Raw genomic sequence first — 20,825 nt, forward strand, 5'->3', positions numbered from 1 at the left:
TCCACCTCTTATATTATAACCTACCTATTGAGATTACCTCCAAGTTTGGTTACTCCTACATCAGAAAGACAATTTGATACTTTATCCTTTGGCAAGACATTTGTACAAAAGCACTTCTTGCACTTTTCTAAAACATTATCTAACCCAACATTACCACTAAATTCAACTCCTCTTTCCAAGCTTGCTATTATTTCTGGATATGCATCTTTAAGTTCAACATGTATTCTAGCTTGTTCTTTTGATTCTAGGTTTCTTATTTTATCTTCTACAAATGAATTAAATTTTTTAAGAGCAAATTCAACTGCAACTCTGCTGCTTGGCACAACTTCTACTCCTTTACTCATTAAACCTTGATAGCGCCTACTTGGAGTATTATCTAATGCATCGGCAACACAACTTGCAAGAGCAATATTTTCATTATTTAGGAATTTATTCCAACCAACAGATGATGTACTTTGTGGTATTTTTTTATTATCACTTTTTACATTATTCTTGTCTGCAATGTTGTATTGAGAGGGTAATGCAGGAATTATAGAGAAAATGCTGGCTGCTAATTTTTTCGCCCAAGAAATACAATTATTTATCCATGAAGATGGTCTTGTACCACTGCTTGTTGCTATTTCAGGTTGATTACTTGAATCTATAGCAAGAGGTTTTCTTGACATATGATGACGATTGTGATCACGGCGTTTGCGCTGTCTTACGCTATCATCAGCTAGAATAACTTGAGGAATCAACATTGAAGATGGAACTGCAGACTTGCTCCTTAAATATTCCTTAATTTCTCTATAATTCTGATTGATAGCCAAATCATAGGGTGTTCTACCGTCAGCAGTTAAGGCATTAACATCAGCACCTCTTTCAACAAGACGCTTAACGACGTCTAATGAACCCAACTGCACAGCCCAATGAATAGGTGTCCAACCTTCATTATCTTTGACCTTAATATCAGCATTGTTATCTAAAAGAAGTTCAACTATATTAAAATTGTTCTTTTGAATGGCCCAAAATAAAGGAGTCCAACCCTGCCTATCTTGAATATTAACATTAGCACCTCGTCTGATACTTTCTCTCACTTTTTCAAGATCTCCTTTTTCTGCAGCAATTAATAATTCTTTATCTAGATTTAATTGTTTTTGTTTCAAAACTTCTACTATATCTTCGTAACCCTTTTGAATAGCTAGGTCTAAGGATGTCTTGCCGTACATGTCTGTAGCCTTTAAATTAGCACCCCTGTCAAGAAGTAGATTTACTACATTTAACCTGTTTACATCAACAGCAATATGCAAAGGTTTCCTATTGTATGCATCTTGAGCCTCAATATTAGCACCTTTGTCAAGAAGAAATTGAACCATATTTGAATTACCTTCTTGAGCTGCAAAGTGCAAGGGTGTTCCTTGATATGTGATCTCATTATTAAACTTGGCACCCTGAGCTATAAGGAACTTGACCGCATCCCATTTACTTCCCTGAGCGGCATAGATTATAGGTGTCCAACCATTATTACTATCTTGAGTATCTAAGCTAGCGCCTCGAACTACAAAATCCTTAACTTCATTAAGATTACCACCTTGTACTGCAGTTAACAACTGCCTATCTAGACCTAATTGTGTTTGTTGTAAGTATTCTACAACATTATTATATCCTTTATCTCTAGCAAGATCTAGCGGTGTTTTACCATTCCTATCTTTAGCATTGACATTGGCTCCCTTACCTACTAGGTATTCTATTATATTAAGATGGCCATTCCAAGAAGCCCAGTGCAGAGACATCCAGCTGTCTTTGTCAAACTCATTAATACTTACTCCTTTATTGAGAAGAAGTTCTATAATATTTTTATTATCGCGCTCAGCAGCAATGTGGATAGGCTCTCTACCATAAACGTTTTGAGCATTAATATTAGCCCCTTTGTCAACGAGAAACTTTGCAACTTCTAAGCAGCCTTTCCACCATGCTGTATAATGTAGCGGTGTCCAACCATAGTTACTGGTATCATCAACGCTTACCCCCTTACCGAGAAGGAACTCTATAATATCTTTGTAATTTTTTTCAGCAGCAATGTGTATAGGTTTCCTACCAAAAATGCCCACTTCTATAGCATTAACACTAGCACCCTGACCAACAAATTTTTTGACTTCAGAGAGATCTCCATTTTCTGTGGCAGTCAATAATTTTTTGTCTAATTCTGTTTGTTTTAAAAATCCTACTATGTCTGTATAATTCCCTTGAATAGCCAAGTCTAAAGGTGTTTTTCCATCGCTAGTTTTAGCTTCAATATTAGCCCCTCGACTTGAAAGTACTCTAACTGTATCAAGCCTGTCTTTGAAAACTGCATGATGTAAAGGTGTCTGGTCATCTTTGATTTTAGCTTCAATGTTAACACCTTTATCTATAAGAAATTCAATTATTTTAGGTGTAGTATTATTGTGCTGAATAGCCACATGCAAAGGTGTTAAACCATCATTAGTTTTAGCTTCAATGTTAGCCCTTTTATCTATAAGAAGCTCAATTATTTTCAATTGACCATAAGCATTTGCTATATGTAACGGTGTTTCTCCAATATTAGTTTTAGCCTCAATATTAGCATTTCGATTTAAAATTGCCCTGGATGTATCAAGCTTATTATCGTTATCAGAAGCATAGTGCAAAGGTGCCCAACCACGCCTATCTCTAATATTAACATCTGCACCCATACTGAGAAGATTCTTAACTTCACTAAGATTATTTCGTCTCACAGCATCAAACAGTTGCTCTATAGATAGAATTGCTTTTTCTTTATTAAATTCCACTATAACATCTTCTGAGTTACAAATAGAAGCTATACACTTTGAGTTAGAAACTATTGCATCATTAAAAGCAAACATCATTTCTCTTGCCGGTTGATAAGTATTCCAGTTCTCTACTTTTACAAGAGTGTTATTTTTATGTGATAGCAATAAGGTATCATTCATAACTTTCATATCGAAATCTAATATAGACTTATCTTTCAAATCAACTAAACCAATATCATTCTTGTTAATAGGTTGATTATGATAAATCTGTAACCCTTGCTCATCTGGCTTATAATATCTGAAAGAACTAAATTCATCAGCTCTTTCTCCAAATTCTTCTGGTTCTATAATTCTATTGTTCAGTTCTACAGATAAATCCCAATTTTTGTGAACAGAAGAATAATAATTTGATATCGATAATGCTCCTCTATCTGATAGCAATAGCAAATTATTATTTAGTTTCAAAAAAAGTACTTTGTCTGAGTCAAATGTGAAACAATTATGATGATTTAAAAGGTCAGTACCATTAACGCTAAACCTTCCATCTATTTTTAAGCTATGAGAACAATAATCTCGCTCTAGTTCCCCATTTTGAAATTTGTAATATTCTTCTCCGTCAAATGTAACTGTAACATCTTTGTAATTCGGCAACATGGTTACGTGTAAGCTATTTCTGTTAATCTTTATTTCTCCTTCATTATTCTCTGTAAATGGCATATCATCTAATGTACAATTTAATTGGCTAAAATCTAATATACCATTTGCTTGAGCAATCGTAATATTAGCGTTTCTGTTATCGAAAAGATAAAGATGACTTATATTACTTGGAGCTTCCCAGTAAAAATTATGATGTTCTTTATCAGGATAAAAAATATGATTACTGGAACTACCTATAGTACTATGATAATTAGCACTTGATAATTGCTTTGTAATATTAAAGTTTGAATTGTCTATCTTTCGTAAATTATCTAATTCATCATCTAACACAATATCACCACTCAAGCTTTTTGTCACATGCAAGTTTGTTACTACGCCAGTCTTATCATCTATTTTCGTTAGTGTTACAAATAAACCATCTGCTGTTTTTACCGATGTTTGTTTATCTACACTTATAAAAGCCCCACTTTTATTATAGATGGTTGTTATGTTATTAACGTGGGTTATGTTATCTATATCATTAAAATTTATCGGTAATAATACTAAACCTTTTCCATGAATGGAATCACCAAAATAACCCTTTATTGCAGTAAAGTTTTTTGCTGTTATTACATCATTGCCACCCTTACCATCAACGTAACCTGCATGAGAAACTTCTATATGATTAGCTTTATCACTGCCAATAATAGAATGTATATTCTCTGAATCTGTAAAATTACCTTGCGTTACAACTATGTTCTTTTGTCCTTCTATTCCTAAATTACATACAAAATTATCCTTTGCTATGTAGAAGAAGTTGTTACCTGATTTTTGTACATCACAGCTCTCCAACGGACTCATAAAATAGTACCTATTTTCCACTTTATCACTTCCTTTTTTACTTGAATCAGCAATAGATACATGAGTTCCCCAAAAAATAAGATTAAGGCTACCTTCTTCACTTATATGTATATCGGTATATAAAGATTTTATGTAATACATATCAGTTTTATACTTGTGAGGACTCTCGTTCTTATACACAACTACGTTTTGGCAGTGAGGTGGATATTCTTGTAAAGACCATTTCTCTTTTACTGTACTTAATACTTTACCTTTATGTGGTGAAGAATCATCGCATAATGCTTCACTTGGTAGTTTATGCCAGGTTTCCCTAGATACTTCTTGTTCTTTTATATTATCACCACGTGACCCACAAACAATATTATAGTTTTCAAGAGAGTGAGGAACTATTCTAGAATAGTGATCAGTGTATCCTGTATTAGATGAAGACACAGCAGCAGTAAAGTTAAAATCAAATTCCCTATCAACAACCTTTGTTCTAATGCGGCAAGCATCGAATAAATGTTTCATTTGATTATCTATGTCATCCACTACACCTCTTTTCTTTTGACGAAGCTGATTATTAGTAGCATACTCTATTTTCTTAACTGAAATGGGAGGTAAGGATATAGCTATCCTGGAATAATCATTCTTAAACTTATCTACAATCTTCGATATATATTGTTTATATATCTCTTTTACTTCCATATTGTCTTCTATATAATGAGGTACTTTTTTACCTAAGAATAAATCCCAATAAAGATCATGTTTTTCCTGATCTGTAAGGTTCATTTGTTCTTCTAATTTTTCTACCTCAAGCCCTGCTTCTACAAACTGTGATATGACAATAACAGCAACTGAGACAGCAGCACCAACTGGACCAGCAAATTCTCCTACCACTCCAGTTTCTAAGCCTGCTACTGACATTGTTTCAGTAACAACCGCAGGGACATCTGCGGCGATAAAGATAGAATTAGTTGCGATGTTTAGGTCAGCAATCTTTATATCTGCAGGATCTGTCGCACTTTGCCTTGCTTTTATTGACTCCGCTAACCCTAAAAATGCCGCAAAATTACCTATAGCACGTCCCATAACTGGAGCAAATCCCTTTAGCATCTGAGAATCAAGCTTTGTTCCTAACTCTAACATTTTTCCAGAGATTTTTTCACCAATCTTTGGCATTACCCAGAGATTTAATGCATCATAACCTAGCCCTTCTACATCTCCATTTGCTATATGTTTACCAACTAAAAATACCGTAAAGGCAAGACCTGCACCTTCTGCTACTTTCCCTATTTTTTCTGCTACTCCAGACCTTCTCAGGATATTTTTCATTTCTTCTTTATTTTCTATGTTGTCCTTCATCTCCTTCACAATATCCCTAATCTCTGGATCTATTGAACTTAGATCTATATTTTTAACTTTTGCGATAAATGCTTCTTCAACATTTTGGTCTATAGTTTCACCTCTAGATATTCGCTCAGAAACCTTGAAAAGCTGATCATAAAACTCAATATTCTTTACTCTTTCTGCTACCTTGTCAGCATTAAACAACTCTTTGATACGTTGTTCTTTTTCCTCTTCTGTAATCTCTTCTTCATCAAACGAATCCTTGCAGGCCATATTTACACTTCTTTCTCTTCTTGGTTTTTTACTTGGTGGATACTCTGGTGATGAAGGTTCTCTTTTTTCTCCTTTAGAACACTGCCCTACAGTAGGTAACATATGAACTGAACTATGAACTACACCAACAGGAATAAATCCTTCCTTAGCTGTCCTACTTGTTAAAATAAGTTTATTTGGATTATTAGATCCTTTATCGAAAACAACACCGATAAATTTCACCTCATCACCATCTGTGAGTGTTTTATAGGTAACGCCCTCTTTATACTCTTCATTTATTTGATCATTTGCTTCCCTCAATAAAGCTTTAGCTCCTTTGCCCTGCCTTGATGTCTTAAGTTCTAATCCTATTGGAGTGTACTCCTCAGCATTTCCACCTTGAGCTACAAACTTAATACCATGAACTAGCATATCAATGCGTTCCCCTCTACCAGTTTGAAACTCAGTTAAAACTAATGCTCTAGTTTCTGGTGATTCTTGTAATTTTAGGTCGCTATAATAACTAAATACTCCATTCAATATTCCCTGGAAATGAGCTTCTTTATTAACGAGACTCTTAAAAGGGAATATTCCTTCTCCAATTTTTTCTAATAATCCACTATATCCTTTTATTGATAAGGATTGGATATCTAGTGCTTTATCAAATGTTTCTTTTAACTCATTAGGATAAGGAACTTCTTTGAAAGTACCTTGAAATCTCTCAGCTCCGTTGTTGTACTCTTGTAAAGAATTATATTTTTCAGTCCAAATAGTAAGATATCTTCTAAAATCTGACTTGTATCTAGTATCAAAATTAAGACTTAATTCGACTATTTCCCTATTCCCTATTTCTCTATTTAATCTATCAAGAGGGAGTACTTCATTTAGCATGTTCAGAACATCTTTTCTGTTAGCTTCAATAATATTTATCACATAAACCAATTTCTCTGTATTTTCTGGAATAAGCACCATTGTTACAACTGCATGGCTTGCATCAAGATTAGCCGATAGTCTTTCTCTGGCTCTTTCAGCTGCTGGACGTCTAAGCCTACGAAGATTAGGATGCACTTCAGTAGGTATATTGCCTCCATAGATAAAAATGTATTTTTTTAAACTTGTTCCTGAATCTTCACTTAATAATAACAATTGCCCTAGTAAAAACCTACTAAAATAATGATTATCTCCCTTTTCCGGTGTACCAGGAAACGTGTGATAGATACGTTCCATATTATTTTTTATTCGTTTTTTTAGCGCATTTGTGTAGATTTCTTGCGTATCCCAATCATCAGCAGACTTTAATATATCTTGAAAAAGAGGAATTACTCTCCCCTCACGGCTCGACCCTCCGATATTAGAAATAGGAGATGAACTATCAAGATTGACACCAACACATAAAATTTCGTCCGCAGTGGTTAAAACCCGCATAACATTTGGTTGGAAGCCTTGTGCATACCTCTCTGCTTGTTGCAAAGCCTTATCTGGAGTGGCATTAGGACCTGCCCCTGCTTTTAATTCAATAATAATGGGAATAGAGTTTAATGCACGATCAGGACCACGAGCTAGCAGGATAATATCTGCATAACCCCTTCCTGCAAATTGCTCTGGATAAACTCTAAGATTATACCTATAGTGGAAATTCATGAAAACGCCTACCATAAATCCATGATGTGCTGCTTCACGTGCTCTGCTAGCATAGATTAGTGAGTCTGCATATTCGGAGTGAATTGTGTAAATCTTATCAAGAATTCTCCTTAAAGATGCTTTAACTGTTCGCTGATTGGAAATAGCTAGCTTCGCTATATCGACTTCGGGATCCCTCCATAACCCTTTTCTCACTTTTTTAAATTGAACTTCAGAATTATGTTCTATGTCTACTCCTTTATCTTTCACATCAACAACTATTTCTCCCTGATGACCGGCATCTTTAATGATTTTTATTGATTTAACTTTAATTTTATCTAGGTTATTTTCAATAAGAGAGTAAAGCTTGCCTAATACCTCCTTCAATTCACCTTGATCAAACTCTTGAGTGTAAGAATGAGAACCACTTTCTGATATAACAAATAATTTTACTTTATCGATCACATCTTTTTGACTCTTCATTTTACCATTTTTTATAATAGCTACCTTCAAAGTCTTTGCACCGTCAAAGCTAAAATAAATCTCCTTGATGTCTAGCTTTTTTGCCATCTCTGTATCCAACAAAGTAGAAAAACTACCTAGGAAGAAGTGTGTAAAAAACCCTGCTTTTTCTACAGAGTGTAAATAAGATGGAATCTGATCCACAAATGACTGAAATCTCGGTTCAAAAGATTTAAAATCCTCATCTTGCCGGCTTATACCAACTTCTTTATCTGCTTCCTCTATCAATAACTGTATTAACTCAAAGTCTTGTGGTCTTACTTTACCCATGACTCTTTTTAAGCCTTTTGCAAGCTCTTTATCATTATCAATAATATTCCTTTCAAGACCAAAATTATAATGGTTTCGTTTACCTGGTGCACCAACATGAAATAATTGTATTTGAATATCCCCATTACCATATTGAGTCTCAACTTCACCAGAAACACTAATCGTTGCGCTAAGCATTCCACTCATTGCTCTTATTTCAGGTTCACCTCCCCAAGTATCAGGGTTCCTCATGTTTTCCAAGTAACGCTCAAAATCACCTTCAACAAAATCTCTGAACTCATTTCTATAAGAACTTATGTGATCAACTACTCGATTACGAAATAAGTTTCTTACTAAATTTGCAAATGTATCATCATAATTCGCAGCACCTAAATTCCGAACCAAACCTCTAATATGATCTAAATTTTGGGTTACAGTTCCATCATTTCCAAATAGTACTTCATACCTTTGTCGAAATAAAGCATCGTCGTTTCTGACGGGTATTAAGTAAGCCATAGTAACAGACCAAAACAAGCAACTACCGTCTCCTGGAACATCGATTCTCTTAATCTGACTTCCACTTTCGGAATCAACATCAGATCTCCGATAACGCTTAAGTTGAGAAAATTCTCTAGCTTGCTCTATATATTGCACTTCATCCGATAATTCAGTAATCTTTGAATTAACATCTTCTTTTTTTAGATGATCTGTTGGATATTGTATCTTGAACATAAACCCCCTTCATTATATTATACTAAACCCACTATACCAAGCTTATTGTATAACCATCAGAGATATCAATAATAAAAGCTATTTTTGCCTACATGCTGACTTGTGTATATAACATTTGTATTACAATGCAACATCTTTTTGACAGAAGCTAAAGTAGTAACAAGAAACCACCACCTACTTTATAGAATTGCCTTATAATACCTTAATTGCTTAACCCTAATTGCTCACATGCTTTGCTTAATTCAACTTCAGTTAAGCTAGTGAACTCTTCATCTGTAGACTTTCTATATGCTAGAAACTTATTCAATGAATCAGCATCTCTTTTTTCCAATATAGATCGTATGTAGCCTGCCTGTTTAGAACACATAAACTCTTTAACCTGATCAGAATTAGCTTTATTTAATAACGCCCATACTGGTTCCATACAGCCCTTTTCTACTAAAGGTGTTAATAAAACTGTACAGAAAAGAGGTGATTTATCCTCTAGTTCCTCTCTTATCACTAAAGCACGATGGCTATCAAATCCTTCCTTCATCCACATATGCATAAAAAGCTTTACACTTTCACTTACATAAGGCTCTGAATGTTTTTTGATTTCCATGTCTAACCAGATATTATAATCATCTTCTGGAACATCATTTGGCTTTAAACAATCAAATAATTCCTGAAATTTATCAAAGCGAAGTGCACCCTGTAGTGTATTCAAACTACCATAATAACCATTTTCAGCTAAGTCTCTTTTTAGAAGTTCTGGATATTTATCAGGACTTATTTGACTAAAACAAAACTCGAATATTTCAGGATAACTATTACAACGACTACCTGCTGCATACACTGCTGTCTTCATGAAGATCTCATCCTTTTTCTGTGAGCCCATTTCATCTTCAGGTAATGACTTTATTTTATTCCAGAAGAATTCTACTGCTTCCGCTTGTTTCAAATCTATAGCACATTTAAGTCCATATTCATATGGATGACGACCATCTAGATTTAGTTTAGAGATGTAACCGCTAACAAAATGTGACCAAAAACCTGTTAAAAGGTCGCTTGTTAAAGATTTAACTAAGTGACCATACTCCAACAGACTACTTTTACCTTGAGCTGATAATCTTTTTTTTCTTTCCTCAAATAAAGCAATAATATCTTCCTCTAAGCAGCACCTACAGGCAATTTCATAGCTAGGGTTACTAAAGGGACTGCCTGGCATTATCAGCTTTTTACCTATCACCTGCCTATCAAGTTTAACTTTATGTAAATTGTCTACTTTCTTCCAACAATCCTCATTAGATAGCACTTGTGAAAGAAAATTGTGCCTCTTTTTACCACCCCTTTTGTGCAAGTCCCAATTTGCATAACACCAGCGCTCAATTTGAAAAAGCTTAGATGCTCTATAGGGATCATCCTCTTTAATAGACGAAAACAAAACTTTTGGAATATCTGAACGCAGCATAATTACCCCTCTATGAATGGAAAAACATGGAAACTGTTACGTCTAACATACACTATAGTAACTTGATACCATTTCGAGTAAGATATCCCTTTTCTAAGTTTTGTCAATCCTCAATTTGAAAAATTTTTTTAGACTTGAATAACTCTCAACAAAAGCCTCTTAATATGAGAGATACATGACGTTTTGTTTATTTTAAATTCTGTTTTTATCATACGCTTGTTAATTCTTCCGCAAGTAAAATGCTATTAATTTAGCAAAATATATCACTAATAACCTAAACAATATAACCGTTTCCAGCGCTTAAAACGAAGGGTGGTGAGAAGTGTTTTTCTTGGGATGGCATGGTCTACCACTCAATACATACAAACTTTTCTTTATATTAATTTATTTTTTGATTTGACACACTTTTTTGAATGTTTTCTCAACATTTCATTACCTTCTCTCTTTCTCCATTTCCTGGCTCAATATTTACACATGACATTTTTCTTTGAGGATGCCTTGATAGTGGTTTATACCCAGAAGGTCCTGGCTGTGATTTTGATAAATCTTCTATTGCCTCAAATTTTCTCTTTCTCTCTTGATAAGATTCATCTACTTCTTGACGGGTACTGGAAGGGAAAAGGTTTGACTGCACTGTATCAAGCATTTCCTTACTATTATAGTTTATCACAGCTTCAAGACACATCCTTTTGAACTCCTCAGAAGAATATTCATGGCTCTCAATTATATGGGAAGAAAGCATTTTATGATTATAAGCTGCTAACATTGCATATTGTTCTTTTGGTGATCCTGCTTTATCTAATAGAAATTCTAACACTTCAATATCAACTTCAGCAGCAGCTTCTCTAAATGCTTCATAATTATTGGCCGCCAACATTGCATGTCGTTTTTCTGGTGATCCTACTTTATCTAATAGAAATTCTAATACTTTAATGTCAACATGAACAGTATTTACCCTAAACGCTTCATAATTATTAGCCGCCAACATTGCATGTCGTTTTTCTGGAGATCCTGCTTTATCCAATAGTAGCTCCAACACTTCAATATTACCTTCACTGGCAGCTATTCTGAGTGCTTGACAAGCATTAGCCACCAACATTGCATATTGTTCTTCTGGCAATCCTGCCCTATCCAATAAAAACTCCAATGCTTTAATATTACTTTCAGCAGCAGCTTCTCTAAATGCTTCATAATTATTAGCCACCAACATTTTATGTCGTTCTTCTGGCAATTCTACTCTATCCAGCAGTAGTTTCAACACTTCAATATTACCATTACCGGTAGCAGCTACTCTAAATACTTCATAATTATTAGCTGCCAATATTTTACTCTGTACATCTAGTAATTTCGCTTTATCCAATAGAAACTCCAACGTTTTAATATTACCACTGTCAGCAGCTGCCCTAAATGCTTCATAATTCTCCACTGCTAACATTGCATGTTGTTCTTCTAGTGATCCTGCTCTATCCAGGAGCAACTTCGACACTTTAATATTACCTTCACTGATAGCTTCCCAAAACGCTTCGTAATTATTAGCCGCCAACATTTCACACTGTAAATCTAGTAGTTTCGCTCTGTCCAATAGAAACTCCAACGTTTCAATATCACCATCATCATCTGCAGCTACTCTAAACGCTTCATAATTATTAGCCGCCAACATTTCACGCTGTACATTTGATGATTCTGTTCTATTCAATAAGAGTTTCAGTACTTCAGTGTGCCCTGCATAAGCAGCTACTCTAAATGCTTCATAATTATTAGCTGCCAACATTTTATACTGTACATCTAGTAATTTTGCTTTGTCCAATAGAAGCTCCAATACTTTAATATTACTTTCAACAGCAGCTTCTCTAAATGCTTCATAATTCTTCACTGCTAACATTGTATGTAGTTCTTCTGGTAATTCTACTCTATTCAGCAGCAGCTCTAATACTTCAGCATTATCATTACCGGCAGCTTCTCTAAATACTTCATAATCATTAACTGCCAACATTTTACACTGTAAATCTAGTAGTTTCGCTCTGTCCAATAGAAATTTCAACGTTTCAATATTACCTTCAGTAGCAGCTTCCCTAAATGCTTTATAATTAGCAGCCGCTATTAACATTTTATATTGAATATTTTTCTGTGATTGTGTGTTTCTGTTCATAAATTACCTCTAACCTATAGATACATTATGCAGCATAAATACTTAATAGTTCTTAACATTACTGTACTTACATTTTTGAGTACTATAAATGCTTATATTTTTTTTTGTATACTTCTGCGATTTTTGCTTTCTTTAGGAAAATTTCTATTGCACTTTTATTATAAGATAAGCATAAACTTTTCTTACCATAATTCTTCTTTTCCATTTTTTAATGAATTAGTATTACATATTGCTAAAAATTTAAACAATATAACCATTTCCAGCAAACAACATTAGCTAGTGAGAGAAGAATTTGTTTTGGGATCTTGGTCTACCACTTGTTCTACGCGAATTTATATCAATTTATTACTTTATTTCTCTGTTTTTTTGAAATTCCCCTCATAAAATTAAATAGCTTACTGTAAAATTATAGTCTTAAGTCCTTGTTTGCAGGTTGTACAGAGACGCTGTTAAATGAAGATATAGGTGACCTATGAGTTAAGTTAACTGTGCTTTTATCTTCAAATTGCAATGCTTCACTTATATTTTTTAATTTTCTTTTTTTAGGTAGTGTATGTTCATCAAATGTCTCTAGGTTTCTTTTATGTGATTGTGTTTTTAAGTCTGGAGCTAAGTGCATATCTTCAAGATAATAAATAATTTCTTCTGAGTTAGAATATACAATAACATAGTCCAAAGGACTCATATTTTTTTCATTTTGTCTATCTATAATAGCTCCTTTCTCTATAAGGTATTCAACAATATCTAACTGACCATGCATAACAGCAAAGTGCAAAGTACTCTCACCTTCTTTGCTACGTAGATTTATATTAGCTCTTTTCTCTACAAGATATTTCACAATATCCAATCTACCATATATAACAGCAAAGTGCAAAGGACGCATGTTATTTTTATCCTTTATATTTATACTAGCTCCTTCCTCTACAAGGTATTTAATAATATCTAAGTGACCATATATAGCAGCAAAGTGCAAAGGACACATACTATCTTTGTTTAATGATTTTATTATAGCCCCTTGCGCTACAAGGTATTTAGCAATATCTAAGTGACCATATACGGCAGCAAAGTGCAAAGGATTCATACCTTTTGTGTTATTTAGATTTACATCACCCCCTTTCCTTACAAGATGCTGAACAGTACCTAAGTGACCATGTATGATAGCATAATCTAAAGAAGTAAAATTCTTTTCATCAATAGCATTAATAACTTTACTTAATTTATCAGGATATATTTTCTCTAATATCAGCTTAATAACCTTTTCATTACCATCTTTGGCTAGCAAATGTAAGATAGTACCTCCATCATAAATAGAATCAATAAATTCATTAACTAATCTACTATATTTACTTGCATGACTCCAAACAGACTTAACGTGATTTGGATTCGTAAGGCAAAATGATGTCATAATTTCTCTTAAAGTTTCTTCTTCTATTCCTGTTCGTTCTTTCTCTACTCTTACTGTTTTTTGTATCCCTTTATGAACTCTTGCTATTGACTCCTCTAGCTCAATCACTGAAAACTTATTGAGTAGATTAAGAGCATCCAAAACTTGTTGCTTACCTTTTTCTGATTTCTTCTGGAGGAAAATTTCTTCTATATCAATTTGATTGGGATCCAAGTAAGCCATATATGATACAATATCATGCGATTGCTGCCCAACATTTTTTTCTCTTCTTATTTTATTAAGGTTAAGCTTCAAAGTTGTAAATAATTCTTTGGTGATACCTAATGCTTCCAAAAGATCAGGATTTGATTTTTGTATTGCTTCATTATAGCGTTTTAGATATTCGCTAATACTAATCTTTTCTTGTTTTATATATGCTGCTCCTTGCACCAAAGCTAATGGTAGATAATTCAACGCTTCTGCTAACTCTACTAGATAGCGATTCTCTAATTTATCTTTTATCCCTAAGGCCCTTTCAATAAATGTTATAGCTTCTCCTAGAGAAAATCCATCATTCAACTGTGTCTTTTCTATTTCTTTTTCCCAATTCTTGCTACGAGAAGTAATTAAAACGTAAGGCTTTTCTCCATGAAAAAACAAATTAGGAAAATAGGATGGTAAAAATTTTTCGATCTCCTTATACTTACTGGTGTTATCAAAGATGAAAAGACTTTTTACGTCTCGAAAATACTGGTATACATCCTGGACAATAGATTCTATTTCTCTATCTCGAACAACATTAAAATCCATATCATTATCATTTTCTGTAGGAATTTCTAATTCTTTAGCTAAATTACGAAATGATTGTGAAAGAGTACTATATGTTGTAGCATCTATCCATGCAATTTTCTTCCAGTCATTCTTCTTACTATATACGCAGTTCTTAGCCAATTCACTTTTTCCTGTTCCATGTTTCCCATTAATTAAGACCACTCGTGACATTTCCACTTCTTGATTTTTACTGTCTAACTTCTTTTTTAATTCATCTAACATCACTTCTCTTTTTATAAAGAATTTTGGTAAATAGCCCAAATTAAAGGAAAATGTATTTTTACCTTCTTTTTCATGAAGTATTCGTAAATTTCTGATTTCTTCACGCAGTTCTTGTATATCCTTTTTTTTTGCTGAATCGTTTTCATTGATCTCTTTTAATATACTACTAGCCAATCCTTTCTTTTTTTCCTCATCTAAAATACGCACATACTCTCTTTTTTTAGATGTTGCACTAAGTACATATTTTTGTTCTAACTCTTCCCAATTTTCTAATTCCCACGTAAAGGGAAGCCGATAGCCGTATTTTTCATGCTCATTCAATTGATAATACTTAATAATCTCACCCTCTGCTTTCTCTATTCCCACCTTTTCATATAACTCTGAAGTCATCAACATTTCACCACTTTGTTTATCTTTTACTTGATGTCCAGTACGTGTAGTAAACGGGTACTTTCTTTTTGATTTACCTAAAATAACACCTTTAGTTATGTGAAGATTGGGAAATTCTCCTTTCTCGTTGCAAGATGTAGTGTAATTTATTACTCTGGATACAGTATCCATTGCTAACTTCTCAATCCCCCTATTACAAGACAACTGATTAGTATCCACAATTTTAGTGAATTGCTTCTCAAAACTTTGAAAAATTTCCAAGCCAGCTTCTATTAAAATCTTTCTTAAGTTACCTTCTGAAGGCGCAACTATTGTAGAAAATATTTTTGCTTTTTTCCTATGTTGGTTTGTAGAAACAAAACTCACACACTCCATAACTTGAGAAGTACCTACTTTCTCCACACTTGGTGGAATATAATTACCCACAGTTGATACAACCTTAGCTACTACTTTACCTGTTTTACGTACTTTTGAACCTGGTTTTGCTTCTTTAGAACATTCAGATAGTTTTTCCTCGAATTCTTTAACAAAAGTCTTAACAAAAAAAGTTGCTTTTTTCACTATTTCATCACTTGTAATGCTTATACAGCTAAACATTTCTTCATCATCAGTCGATGTACTACTGCTGCCTATAGATGAAGATCTTGTTACTCTAGGGCTCTCCTGACTTCGTCCACACTGAAGTTCTTCACTAGATAATATATTTTCATAATCAACTATTGCTGATCCAGCATCTACATAATCCATTTGATTATCTGCTACTTGTTCTCCTATATTTTCTTTACCTAACATAAAGCCGCCTATATTTTAATATTCATATTTTGATTGTTTTGTCGTAAACCTCTTTTCTGAAGATTGATTTCAACATTTGATTCTTATGCAGCTGTACCAAACCAATTTGCTGTAGAAACCTTACGGTAATCCTAAGTAACTTTAATTGCTGAGTAACAGTATGCTTTTCTTTTGACTTCTGACTAAAATAGATATATTCTTAAAAAATCGAGAATTGCTTTCTGAGTGATATACATAATACAATGCATCTAACTCACACCCCATGTTTTCATTACGTTAGACTGCATTGTAGCTAAAAAGATCTAGCAAAGCAAGAATTTTTTTGCATACTTTAGCATCTTATTTTAGTTTTTATTTTAAAACTAAAGCAGCTCAGTTTCATGTACTTTTATTTCTTTATCGACTGTTATTTTTCTTCTTCAATGCATCTATGAGTAATGATAACGTGGACGGTAAAGCTTGTAAAGCAATTTTTTTATATAGCAAGATTCAGCTATTTAATAAAAAGATCGTGGCTAGACCAAAAAATATAAGAGCTGAGAGAATATCAGTTGTTGCTGATGTTAAGATTGAAGACGAAACAGCAGGATCGGATCTTAAACGATGAAGCATTATAGGAATGAAAGTTCCGATGAACGTTGCAATAATTGACATCATAATCATGGAGACCACAAAAATCATCTCCACTTTGACATTGTGAAACCTTATTGCTAACACTACTAATGAAATAGTAGATAAGATCACCCCGTTTATAAGACCTATTAAAAATTCTTTCATCAGTATTCTTTTTGCATTTTGCTCAGTTAGATATTTTGTTGCGATTGCCCGGATAGTTAGTGTTACTGTTTGGGATCCTGCATTTCCGCTCATCGATGCAATGATTGGCATAATTATTGGCAGTACTATAAAACTTTGTATTACGTTATCGAAAAAGCCAACTACTATAGAACATATTGTTGCAGCTAAGAGGTTAAACAGTAACCAAGGTAGTCTTTTAATTATAGTTTTATGTATAGGGGCATTTATATCAGATTTAGAAGATACACCGCTTATTTTAAGCACATCCTCTTCTGCTTCTTGTTGAACAATTTTGATTACATCTTCAATAAGGATTACACCTATAATTTTACCATTCTTATTTACTACTGGAGCTGATAATAGAGAGTAATCTTTAAATATTCTTGCTACTTCTTCTTGGTCCATTCCAGTTTTAATTATTTTTATATCTTGACTCATTATCTCTTTTATTATTGTTTCTCCTGAGTGAGATATTACCTTATTTAAGTTGAAAATGCCTATGGGTTCTAATTTTGAGTTAATGATGAAAATTTGATAAAATGTTTCTGGTATTTTTTTATAGTTGCGCAAGAATTCCATTAGCTGATTTATCGTCCAATAATATGGAGCTATAACCATATTTTTATGTATCAACCTTCCTGCACTTTCTTCTGGGTATGATAACAATTCCTCTACTAATTTTTGAGTTGCATTGGGTAAGTAGTTAAGTATATTTTCTATAGACTTTCTATCTAAATCTTTCACTATAGCTACTATGTCTTCTATATCAAGAAGCATTAGTAACTTTGCTGTATTTTCTATTCCCAATATTTCTATGATCTCTACTTGTAAATCTGGTACTACATGTACTAAGGCATCACTTAACAAATGTTGATCGAGGATATTAACTAATTTCTCCCTGTGATCACTGATCGAAGTAGATAAAAAATAAGCTAACTGAACGCTATCTATCGTTTTTACAATATTACGAACATTCTCTAATTCTTGATTATCGAGAGACTCTATTAAATCATCAATAGCCTTTTTGTCTAAACCATAATGAGAACTTGTTTTAATATTCATTACTTTACCTTATTTTTTTAATAAATATACACACTTGATTTTATTGAACATTCAAGTATAATAAAATTATTTTGAATTAACTATTATATGGTTAAATTTCTATTTTGTTTGCTGTTATTGTTAGTGATAATAAATATATTAAAGTCTAAAGTATAATGAAAACCCATCCAGAAATCCTTGAATACTTTCAAGGCTTAAATAAAAGTATTTCTCTTATCAGGAGGTGTCTTTGACATAGAAAAATTGAAGTTGCGTCTTGAAGAGCTGGATTCTCAAGCGTCGAATGATAATCTGTGGCAAGACAATCAAAAAGCACAAGAGATTTTAAAAGAACGCTCTAAAATTAAGCATGAAATAGAATCGTTTTCAAAGCTAGAAAGCGATTACAACGATTCTATCAGCTTGATGAAATCTGCTATTGATGAGAATGATGAAGAATTTTTTTCTGAAGTTAAAGGTGAGTTAGTAAAGCTAGAGAAATTAATCAAACTTAAAGAGACAGAATCCTTATTTACTGGTGAAGCAGATAACAATAACTGCTTTTTAGAAATCCACTCAGGAGCTGGTGGAACAGAGAGCAATGATTGGACTGAGATGCTCATGCGCATGTATACAAGATGGGCAGAAATTTATCACAATTTTAAAGTTGAAGTTGTAGAAAAATTAGATGGTGATGCAGTTGGTATAAAATCTACAACAATAAAGATCATCGGAGAAAAAGCTTACGGGTGGGCAAAAAGCGAAAGTGGAGTTCATAGATTGGTTAGAATATCACCATTTGATGCAAATGGTAAACGTCATACCAGTTTTGCAAGTGTAGGAGTAACTCCAGTGATTGAAGATTCAATAGATATTGTTGTGGATGAAAAGGATTTAAAGATCGACACTTACCGTGCTTCTGGAGCAGGTGGTCAGCATGTAAATAAGACTGAAAGCGCGGTACGTATTACGCATATTCCAACAGGCGTTGTAGCTCAATGCCAAAATGGTCGTTCTCAACATAAAAATAAAGATGAAGCACTTAAACTACTTAAAGGACGTTTATATCAAATTGAATTGGAAAAAAAAGAACAGAAAATGGCCGAAGAATATGGCAAGAAATGCGATATAGGTTGGGGCAGTCAGATCAGATCGTATGTTATGCATCCGTATCAAATGGTAAAGGATTTAAGGACTGGACATGAAGTTGGCAATATAAATTCCGTTTTTGATGGCAATATAGATTGTTTCATAGTTAGTGTATTGGAGTTAAAATGAGATTTATTAAAAAGCTAAGTTTTATGCTCTGCTAATAAGGGGAAAAGAAAACCAAAACCTATTGAGAAAAATGGAACAATTTTGTGAATATATCTATTATCCAAGTAGCTGATGAAAATGGCAACTCGTTTCTTATGGGCACAAAAATGTAATATGAAGAGAAATCTTCGTACATTAAGTTGTAGCCGCGCAACGTCTGCCATTGATGATTATTTCACCTACTGTAACTGCTGCTAAAATAAAGCAGTAATAAACTTGTGTTAACAAAGAAATAGGTGAGACAGAAGCAATGCTACCTGCTAGCAGCAGCTGGGAACCATAAGGCAAAATGCCTTTTGTAACGCAAGCAAAAATGTCTAACAAGTATGCACTACGGTATGACGGAATATTATGCTTTTGCGCGAGCCTTTTTGCAATATCGCCACTTAATAAAATAGCAATGGTATTATTAGCAACTAAAACAGTAAACATAGATGCTATGCCCGCTATTACAAATTCAGCTTTAGTTTTTGTGATATTGCTTTCATCGATAAGTTTGTGTAATGCCTTTTGACCCTGCTTGTACATTATATGACTCAATCCGCCAATAAATAGAGCAAATATCACTATCTCGTTTACTTTTTTGAAACCGTCATATATGTCATGAGAGAGTTGAATGATAGTATAGTCAAAAAAAGTCATCCCTAATACACTAGCAACAATTATATTTATAGTTATTGTTACTAAAGTAGTAACTTCAAATAACCCCATGATTATTAAAGAAATATAAGGAATAATCTTTATTACTGATAAATAATCTAAATTTGATGTAGGAATAATTTTTGTACTATCTGCCATAATTGCCAGATAGACAAGCGTTATAATGCTGGCAACAAATGCTACTTTAGAATTCACTTTAAGTTTATCCTTTATCGTAGCCCCCTGTGAAGAAACAGATGCAATAGTAGTGTCAGATATCATTGAAAGATTATCACCAAATACGGCACCTCCAACTACAGTTGCAGTTCCTATTTCAAGACCAAAAGCCCCACTTTTTGCTAAGTTAACAGCTATTGGTACCATTAATACAACAACTCCCATAGACGTACCAATTGCAGTTGATATAAAAGCGGAAGCCAAAAATACTCCAGGCAGTAGTAATCTTGCTGGAAGGAAATTGAGAATTAAATCAGCAACAGTATCTGCACTACCAATTGATTGAGTCACCACAGAAAATGCTCCAGAAAATAGAAAAGTTAAACACATAGTAAGGGTGTTTTTATCGCCCATACCCTCGATGACAGTATCGATGTTACGTTGAATTTTACCTGCACTGCATGCAACAGCAAAAAATAGCGCCGGTAGTAGGCAAATTACCGGTGAAACTTGGCGAAGCGGATTATCAATTCCAATAAAGGAAAAATAGACACCACTTCCAAGGTATAAGATTAAAAAAATAACCAAAGGAAAAAAAGCTGTCATTTTACTGCCTTAAAACCTATGATTATAATCAATTAAGTGGTTTCAGGCAAGCTTGGT

Annotated in this window: 7 protein-coding genes; 1 reads left to right on the forward strand and 6 read right to left on the reverse strand. The window is 33.6% G+C overall.

Going from position 1 to position 20,825, the window contains the following annotated elements; genetic code table 11:
• Positions 1–20: 20 nt before the first annotated feature.
• The 5 genes from ONG75_RS04545 to mgtE all read right to left on the reverse strand — a co-directional run bounded on the left by ONG75_RS04545 (position 21) and on the right by mgtE (position 18,050).
• A complete protein-coding gene (locus ONG75_RS04545; protein ID WP_264375887.1) occupies positions 21–8,972 on the reverse strand; it encodes an ankyrin repeat domain-containing protein in 8,952 nt (2,983 codons plus the stop codon).
• Between the two features lie 202 nt (positions 8,973–9,174).
• Complete coding sequence (locus tag ONG75_RS04550; RefSeq protein WP_264375888.1) at positions 9,175–10,422, reverse strand: hypothetical protein; 1,248 nt, start codon at positions 10,420–10,422, stop codon at positions 9,175–9,177.
• A gap of 421 nt (positions 10,423–10,843) precedes the next feature.
• The gene (locus ONG75_RS04555; protein ID WP_264375889.1) at positions 10,844–12,571 is read right to left on the reverse strand and encodes an ankyrin repeat domain-containing protein; all 1,728 of its coding nucleotides are present in this window, start codon (positions 12,569–12,571) and stop codon (positions 10,844–10,846) included.
• A gap of 406 nt (positions 12,572–12,977) precedes the next feature.
• On the reverse strand, positions 12,978–16,190 hold the full coding sequence (locus ONG75_RS04560; RefSeq protein ID WP_264375890.1) for an ankyrin repeat domain-containing protein: 3,213 nt from the start codon (positions 16,188–16,190) through the stop codon (positions 12,978–12,980).
• A gap of 489 nt (positions 16,191–16,679) precedes the next feature.
• Positions 16,680–18,050 (reverse strand): magnesium transporter, encoded by a 1,371-nt coding sequence (mgtE, locus tag ONG75_RS04565; protein ID WP_010405243.1) that lies wholly within the window; start codon positions 18,048–18,050, stop codon positions 16,680–16,682.
• A 155-nt stretch (positions 18,051–18,205) separates the two neighbouring features.
• On the opposite strand from mgtE, the gene prfB reads away from it, so the two are divergent.
• Positions 18,206–19,307 (forward strand): peptide chain release factor 2 gene (gene prfB, locus ONG75_RS04570; RefSeq protein ID WP_230440360.1). Its coding sequence is split into 2 segments (ribosomal slippage): positions 18,206–18,271 and positions 18,273–19,307, totalling 1,101 coding nucleotides; the frame shifts between segments, so codons are not numbered across the junction.
• A 174-nt stretch (positions 19,308–19,481) separates the two neighbouring features.
• Here prfB and ONG75_RS04575 read toward each other — a convergent pair.
• A complete protein-coding gene (locus tag ONG75_RS04575) occupies positions 19,482–20,768 on the reverse strand; it encodes a Na+/H+ antiporter NhaC family protein (RefSeq protein ID WP_211908158.1) in 1,287 nt (428 codons plus the stop codon).
• Positions 20,769–20,825: the final 57 nt, after the last annotated feature.

Origin of the sequence: Wolbachia endosymbiont (group B) of Sphaerophoria taeniata (assembly GCF_947179355.1) — a bacterium.
GTDB lineage: Bacteria > Pseudomonadota > Alphaproteobacteria > Rickettsiales > Anaplasmataceae > Wolbachia.